The organism is Chryseobacterium barbadense, assembly GCF_042849955.1.
Taxonomy (GTDB): domain Bacteria; phylum Bacteroidota; class Bacteroidia; order Flavobacteriales; family Weeksellaceae; genus Chryseobacterium.
In genome coordinates this window covers 1-5,402 of the sequence record NZ_BAAFHL010000096.1, presented here as the reverse complement: position 1 = coordinate 5,402, position 5,402 = coordinate 1, and the positions used below count along the sequence as shown (strand labels likewise).

General features: G+C 37.4%; 5 protein-coding genes. All 5 read right to left on the bottom strand.

Translation table 11 applies throughout. The features are described from left to right. Nucleotides 1-105 precede the first annotated feature (105 nt). The gene (locus tag ACGHIN_RS16355; protein WP_390455984.1) at nucleotides 106-1,083 is read right to left on the bottom strand and encodes a polyprenyl synthetase family protein; all 978 of its coding nucleotides are present in this window, start codon (nucleotides 1,081-1,083) and stop codon (nucleotides 106-108) included. A gap of 74 nt (nucleotides 1,084-1,157) precedes the next feature. Continuing rightward, nucleotides 1,158-2,036 carry a hypothetical protein gene (locus ACGHIN_RS16350; protein WP_390455981.1) on the bottom strand — a complete coding sequence of 293 codons (879 nt, stop codon included), beginning with the start codon at nucleotides 2,034-2,036 and terminating at the stop codon, nucleotides 1,158-1,160. 122 nt (nucleotides 2,037-2,158) lie between these two features. Beyond that, nucleotides 2,159-3,073, bottom strand: coding sequence for a sterol desaturase family protein (locus tag ACGHIN_RS16345; RefSeq protein ID WP_390455978.1), 915 nt, complete (start codon nucleotides 3,071-3,073; stop codon nucleotides 2,159-2,161). Between the two features lie 70 nt (nucleotides 3,074-3,143). After that, on the bottom strand, nucleotides 3,144-4,178 hold the full coding sequence (gene rlmN / locus ACGHIN_RS16340; protein ID WP_390455975.1) for a dual-specificity RNA methyltransferase RlmN: 1,035 nt from the start codon (nucleotides 4,176-4,178) through the stop codon (nucleotides 3,144-3,146). Between the two features lie 100 nt (nucleotides 4,179-4,278). Continuing rightward, nucleotides 4,279-5,328, bottom strand: a complete 1,050-nt coding sequence (gene queA / locus ACGHIN_RS16335) for a tRNA preQ1(34) S-adenosylmethionine ribosyltransferase-isomerase QueA (RefSeq protein WP_390455972.1) — start codon at nucleotides 5,326-5,328, stop codon at nucleotides 4,279-4,281. Nucleotides 5,329-5,402: the final 74 nt, after the last annotated feature.

Below are 5,402 nucleotides of genomic sequence, written 5' to 3'. Positions count from 1 at the left end.
CGTGTATGTCAAAACATAAAAAAAGTACCGTTAAAAAAAATCAACCGCCCAAGACCACCCCCCCGCGCCGCCCCCCCCGGGCGCCCCGAAACTGTTTCTAATATTTTAAAACTTTCTTTCTATCACATAATCCAGCATACTGTGCAGGGATTTTTTGGCTTCTGAATCCGGAAATTCATTCAGAATATCTTTGGCTTTCTGCTGGAAATCTTTCATCACTCCTATCGCATAATGCAGACCTCCTGAGCTTTTTACAAAATTGATCAGCTCTTTTACTCTCTTCTGATCGTTATTATATCGTTTTATGGTATTGAAATAATATTTTCTGTTCTTTTCATCCGCCGTATTCAAGGTGTAGATTAAGGGCAGCGTCATTTTCTGTTCCTTAATATCAATCCCAACAGGCTTCCCGATTACATTTGAACTTAAATAATCAAATAGGTCATCTTTGATCTGAAATGCCATGCCTGTATAAGTTCCGAAATCCTGCATTTTTTTGGCGAGTTTTTCATCGGCATTATTCGAAAGAACCCCGATCTCACAACACGCCGCAATTAAAGTAGCGGTTTTTTGACGAATGATTTCATAATATACGTCTTCCGTAATATCCAGTTTTCTGGCTTTTTCCAACTGAAGAAGCTCGCCTTCCGACATTTCACGGATGGTTCTGGAAATCACGTTTAATAAATCGTAGTCTTTATGGTCTGTAGATAACAAAACCGATTTCGACAAAAGGTAATCTCCTACCAAAACTGCGATTTTATTTTTCCATAAAGCATTAATGGAGAAAAAATTACGTCTTTTAAAACTTTCATCTACCACATCGTCATGTACCAGAGTAGCGGTATGTATCAACTCTATCATAGAAGCACCACGATAGGTTTTTTCATTGACATTACCTACCAGTTTTGCACAAAGAAACACAAACATTGGTCGCATCTGCTTCCCCTTGGTCGTCACGATAAAGCGGGTAACTTTATCCAATAAAGGGACTTTACTCTGCATGGATTCATAAAACTTCTGTTCAAAAAGTTTCATTTCCTCGTTGATCGGTTGCTTGATTTCTTCTACAATATTCGCCACAATCTGTGAATGATAGGTAATTGATTATTAATTCTCACAAAGATAATTTTTTTCAGGCAATTTTAAGAGAAATTTCAAGGTTTGAGCTTTTCTTTTGGAATAAAATAAAAACTTTGCTTTGCGCCACCTAAAGGAGAATTAAATTTTTCACCGGAAATATAGATTCCCTCTTCATTTACGGCTATTCCTTCAATCTGCCCAATGGATAAAGAACTTCCCAAATAATAATGCGTGGGAGATTCTTTAAAGAAGATTCCAGGCCCGGTTTCATTAAAAACATCCAAAAAGACCTCCGTTTTTTTAGTATACCCTATCAGATAAAGCTTTTTATCAAAATAAGAAGCGTCGGTGACTACAAATCCTGTTTTGTAAGATTCTATTTTCTCAGCTTTCTGATTTCCTTCCCTTTGCGGATCAATTACATAATGAGTGGTGGATCTCGAAGACCATTCTTTGGTAAATAAATGGAGCTTTCCATTCAGAAAGACCATCGCTTCCGCATCAAAATTGGTTCCCATATTGTTGGAGGTAAAATCGGATTGCTCCGGATAATAAAAAGAAATGGCTTTGACTTCATCATTATTCACCTCTTCCATTTGAAAAGGAACTTGATATATCTTCAAATCTTTTCTGGCTCCTGCATTGTTTCCGAAATCTCCGATATAAAAATGGCTGCCGTCATTGGTTAATGCTTCCCAATCTTTATTTTCGGCATTAATTTTCAAGATCTTCACAATATTTCCCGAAGATTTATCTATTTCAAAAAGTTCCGGCTGGTTTCCGCTATCATTGAATGTATATAGTTTTCCATTGAAAAAACTCAGCCCGGAATTTTCTTTGATTCGGTCATCAAGGAAAGCCACTTTATATTTTCTTATTTTCAGAAAATCGGTTTGCTGAGCATCTACAGATGAAGAAACAACAATTATAAAAGTCAGAAGAAGCTTTTTCATGTCGCAAAAGTAGAGTTTTAAATTGAATGATCTCTTTAACCAAAAAATTTATGCTTAGGAATACTTTTTATAATTAAAGCTCACATAATTGAAATCAAAGGCTTCCTAAACTTTTGTGATGATCAGGCAGACTTCTTTTGCTTTTCTGAATATTCTTTTTGGTATTGTCTAACTGTTTTTCCTGTTCCGTCATGTCTCCATCCCGGAGCATTGAAAAGGTAGCCGATACGGTCGGACATTTTCAACCCGGGCTGCTTCATATCTTTCCAAATCTTTCTCCATTCGTACAACAGCACAGTATCGGGGTTATTATCCGGCATTTTGGGATATATCCCAAACTTAACAGGAATATCCGGGTCTTCTTTTTCAAAAGTTCCGAAGATTTTATCCCAAATGATCAGGCACATTCCCATATTCCTGTCCAGATATTTGATGTTGCAGGCATGATGAACACGATGATGAGAAGGCGTTACCAGAATATATTCAAGAATGCCCATGCTTTTTACGGTCTGCGTATGCACCCATGTTCCATATACCTGTCCCAATGCATAAACTACCATGATATGCCACGGATTGAAGCCTAAAAAGGCCAAAGGAGAAAAGTATAAATATCGGTAAAGAGGTTGTAAAACGGGGCTTCTAAAACCTGTCGTCAGATTAAAATATTCAGAATTGTGATGGGTAATATGAACCGCCCAGAATGCCCTCGAATGATGATCTACATAATGAAGAATATAATAGGCAAAATCTGTTATGACAAAACAGATCAGCCAATATCCTAATGTAAAATCCCAGGTAAACAAGCGATGATTGTAAAAGAAGAACATCACCCCCATTGCAAAAACTTTCATGATCAAGTCCAAGCCGAAATTCAGCAAAGCAAGATAAATACTCGTTGCAACGTCTTTTCCGTTGTATAATTTGGCTTCGGAAAAATGGCTGTAAATCATTTCGGCAAAAATAACGATGGCGTGTAAAGGAATTGCCCATGCATAAACATTTTCCAGTCCATCTTCACCGAGAAAATAATCCATCATTGTATTAGTTTATACAAATGTAGGATTTTAAGATTTTTTAAGGGTATTTTTTGAGTTTTTTAAGCAAATTTTAATCCGCGGTTTTATTGGCTAACTGGCCGCATGCCGCATCAATATCTCCTCCCCTGCTTCTTCGGATCATCACGGTAATTCCGGCATTCTCAAGCTGACGAACATAATTTTCCTCCGCCTGCTTATTACATTGGTCATATTTTCCGTCTCCTATCGGGTTATACTGAATTAAATTCACCTTGGATGGAACCTGCTTACAGTATTTGATCAGTGCTTTAATATCTTCATCCTTATCATTGATATCTTTCCAGACACAATATTCGAAGGTGACCACTGAACCTGTTTTCTGGTACCAGTATTGAAGCGCTTCCATAATATCCGTTAACGGGAACTTATCGGAGAAAGGCATGATTTCATTACGCTTGGATTCAATAGCTGAGTGCAATGATAAAGCTAATTTCACGCGAAGTTCATCATCAGCAAGCATTTTGATCATTTTAGGAATCCCGGAGGTAGAAACGGTGATTCTTCTCGGGGACATGCCCAAACCTTCCGGCTGGGTAATTTTTTTAATGGCTTCCACCACATTTTTGTAATTCATCATCGGCTCTCCCATTCCCATAAAAACGATATTGGAAAGCGGTCTGTCGAAATACAGCTTACTTTGCTTGTCTATTAAAGCAACCTGGTCTACAATTTCGGCCACTTCAAGATTTCTCATCCTTTTCAGCCTTGCCGTAGCACAGAATTCACAGTTTAAGGAACATCCAACCTGGGAAGAAACACAGGCTGTCGTTCTTGTTTCGGTAGGAATAAGAACAGATTCCACCATTAATCCATCATGAAGCTTTACTCCGTTTTTGATGGTTCCGTCTGAGCTTTTTTGAAGCTGATCCACAGAAACCGGATTGATGGTGTATTCTTCGGAAATTCTTTCACGAAGTTGTTTAGAAAGATTCGTCATTTCATCAATGGAATGGAGGTTTTTACTCCATAGCCAGTCATAGACCTGTTTCGCACGAAACGGCTTTTCTCCTAAAGACACAAAGTAATCTTTAAGCTGGTCCAGTGATAAAGTTCTGATATCTTTCAAAATATTTTTGACTATAGCTTTTAAATTATAAATTTTAGATTGAAATCCTTTATAAAAGTTGGAACCAATCTAAAATTTATAATCTATCATTTAAAATGAATTACAAAATAAGCATTGCATCCCCGTAAGAATAGAATTTATACTTTTCTTTTACGGCTTCTTCATAAGCATGCATTACAAAATCTCTTCCTGCAAATGCTGCAATCATCATAATAAGAGTAGATTTTGGCGTGTGGAAGTTGGTAATCATAGAGTTAGCCACTCCAAAATCGTGGGGCGGATAAATGAATTTATTCGTCCATCCGTGGAATGCAGAAATCTTCTTGTTGGAAGAAACGGATGTTTCCAACGCTCTCATCGTTGTAGTACCTACCGCACAAACTCTTCTGTGTCCTTCCACTGCTCTGTTGATGATCTCAGCATTTCTCTCATCAATGAATACTTCTTCAGATTCCATTTTATGCTTAGAAAGATCTTCCACTTCGATCGGGTTAAAAGTTCCCAACCCAACGTGAAGAGTGATTTCAGCAAAATCAATTCCTTTGATTTCTAATCTCTTCATTAAATGCTTAGAGAAATGTAACCCTGCAGTAGGTGCAGCTACCGCTCCTTCTATTTTAGCATAGATGGTTTGATATCTTTCAGCATCTTCAGGCTCAACAGCTCTTTTGATATATTTAGGAAGCGGGGTTTCGCCCAATTCTTTCAATTTTGCTCTGAATTCTTCATAAGAACCGTCGAATAAGAATCTTAAGGTTCTTCCTCTTGAAGTGGTGTTATCAATAACCTCAGCCACTAAAGACTCATCTTCTGTGAAGAATAGTTTGTTACCAATTCTGATTTTTCTCGCAGGATCTACCAAAACATCCCAAACACGGGTTTCCTTATCCAATTCTCTCAAAAGAAATACTTCGATTTTAGCACCGGTTTTTTCTTTATTTCCATACAGACGTGCAGGGAAAACTTTAGTATTGTTGAAAATGAACAGATCTTTCTCATCAAAATAGTCTACCACGTCTTTGAACAGCTTGTGCTCAATCGTTTGAGTTTTTCTGTCCAAAACCATTAGTCTTGCTTCGTCTCTGTGTTCTGATGGGTGTTCTGCCAATAATTCCGCAGGAAGATCAAAATTAAAATCGGATGTTTTCATTTTTTAAATTACGGTTTAAAAATTAGGAAAACTACAAGGTGTAATTTTCGAGCTGCAAATATACGACATTCGAT